This window comes from uncultured Campylobacter sp. (assembly GCF_937949835.1).
GTDB lineage: Bacteria > Campylobacterota > Campylobacteria > Campylobacterales > Campylobacteraceae > Campylobacter_B.
In genome coordinates this window covers 1-1,956 of sequence record NZ_CALEDC010000070.1, presented here as the reverse complement: position 1 = coordinate 1,956, position 1,956 = coordinate 1, and the positions used below count along the sequence as shown (strand labels likewise).

Annotated in this window: 3 protein-coding genes; 2 read left to right on the top strand and 1 reads right to left on the bottom strand. The window is 51.4% G+C overall.

What is annotated here, in order from left to right; translation table 11 throughout:
* Positions 1-675: proton-conducting transporter membrane subunit (locus tag Q0256_RS01590; RefSeq protein ID WP_297959496.1), on the top strand; the 675-nt coding region annotated here is incomplete at its 5' end.
* Positions 676-729: 54 nt separating this feature from the next.
* On the top strand, positions 730-1,332 hold the full coding sequence (locus Q0256_RS01585; RefSeq protein ID WP_297959494.1) for a hypothetical protein: 603 nt from the start codon (positions 730-732) through the stop codon (positions 1,330-1,332).
* A gap of 64 nt (positions 1,333-1,396) precedes the next feature.
* Here Q0256_RS01585 and Q0256_RS01580 read toward each other — a convergent pair.
* Positions 1,397-1,956, bottom strand: a 560-nt coding sequence (locus Q0256_RS01580) for a tRNA dimethylallyltransferase (RefSeq protein WP_367271933.1), incomplete at its 5' end; no start/stop codon positions are given.

Sequence of the window (1,956 nt, the reverse complement as noted above, 5' to 3'; positions counted from 1 at the left end):
GGCGACGAGGAGGGGAATTTTATCTCAAACGCAAAGCTCTCTTTTTCGCAAAATCACGAGTTAGGTTCTACTGGCAAGTTAAATTTAGGCGCGAACGGACAAAATTTAGCTTGCGGCGAGCGGAGCTTTAAAGCAAGCGAGCAAAATTCCAAAGAAAACGAGCAAAATTTTAAAGAGAGCGAGCTCGGCGCGGAAGCGACCCTTTTCGGCACTGAAACTTGCGAGCCAGGCGCCGAAATTTGCGCGCAAAGCTCCAAGTTCGCGGCTCGCTTCGAGCATCCGTTTGAGAAATTTGACGGGCTGATCCGCACCCATCCGCTCTTTGCGCTATGCGCGGCGATCTTTATGCTCTCGCTTGCGGGCATTCCGCCGTTTAGCGTGTTTTGGGGCAAGATGTATCTGCTAAGCGCGGCGGTCAATTCAGGCTACTTTGCCCTCGCCGTAATCATGGCGGTAAATAGCGCGCTCGCGCTGTATTACTACCTGCGCCTCATCGTGCGTATGTTTTTGCACGAGCCGCGGGAGGACGCGGAGCTTGACGGCTCGCTGAGCGCGGTCTCGGTGCAGATAAAATTTGCCGTCGTGCTAGCTAGCGTGGCATGCGTGCTGGCGCCGTTTTTAGTCAAATTCCTAACCGGCGCGGTAAACAATTTCGTCTTTTTAAGCGGGTATTGAGCTAAAATTTTAAGCGTGAATTGAACCCATCGCGCTTTGCCAACAAGGAGAGATATGTTTTTGGGCGAGCTAAGTGCTGACGGCTACGGTTTTGCGCTGCTTGATGTGCGCGATTTGAGTGAGTTTTTAAAGGAGCGAAAATGCAGAGCAAAAAAGCTTCTAAGCTACTGGGACGCGCACAAGCAGCTGTTTTATGACGCCGTAAAGGGCGCTAAAGCTTTACCCTTCTACCCGCTTACGGTGCGCAGCTATGAGATCTTCGTTTGCATGGACGAGGAGTTTGCGCTGCCTGCGGGCTACGAAGTGGCTTTCAAGCGCGATAAGCTGTATTTCGCCCCGCAAAGCGACTCCGCGATCCTAGCGAGCTTCGATGCTTTGCAGTATCGCGCTGGTAAGCTAAAAAGCGGCGAACTCGAGCTAGGCTATGAGTGTCAAAGCGGCGTTGCGGGCAAGATACGAAAATTTAATTCCACGCTCAAGCTCGGCTTGCAAAGCGGCACTTACGAGCTTTGCGTCGTTGGGCTAAAAAACAGCTCGCAGCACCCCGAGAAATACGGCTACGCCTTTATTTTCAAGCGCAACGCAAGCGCGGAAAATCAAAATTTCAGTAGGCTTGACAACGATAAATTTAGCTTTGATATTTGCGAAGGCGATTAAATTTAATCGAAATTCCGCGCCGCACGAGACCTTGGCGCGACCCGCAAAATTTTAAAGACGCGATTCAGCGCGGTAAATTAAATCTAAATTTTACTCCCTTTACCCCACTGCCTCCTAGCAAACACACAAATTTTGATAAATTTCGATTATAAATCTCGCGGCGAAGAAATTTTAAAATTTCACGCTCCAGCTCTTGTGGCGGCGCCGAAATTTTATCCGCGAACTGCGAGCGGTTGAAGGTACGTTGGCGCTTTGCGAGCTGTACCGTGTGCAGGCTTACGAGCTGCTCGCACTGCGCCCGTGAGATCTGCCCGCGCAAAAGCTGCCCGCACTCCTTTAGCCCGATGCAGCCTAGCGCCCTGCACTCTGTGCCGTAGCGAGCGAATAAAAACTCCGCTTCCTCCAAAAGCCCGCGCTCAAACATCGCCTTTGTGCGCGCTTCGATGCGCTGCGCAAGCCATTGCTTAGGCGCGTCGATCTCAAAAATTTTAATATCCGAAATGACGGGCGGGGCGGTGTTTTCGCGCAGAAATTTACTCGGCGCCCCGCCGCAAAATTTATAGATGCTTAGCCATTTTTTTAAACGAAAGCTGTCTGCCGCGCTAAGCTTTGCGGCAAATTCCG

What these genes read in the sequence shown, in the direction of transcription:
- Q0256_RS01585 (WP_297959494.1), top strand. Translation starts at nt 730, where the DNA reads ATGTTTTTGGGCGAGCTAAGTGCTGACGGCTACGGTTTTGCGCTGCTT.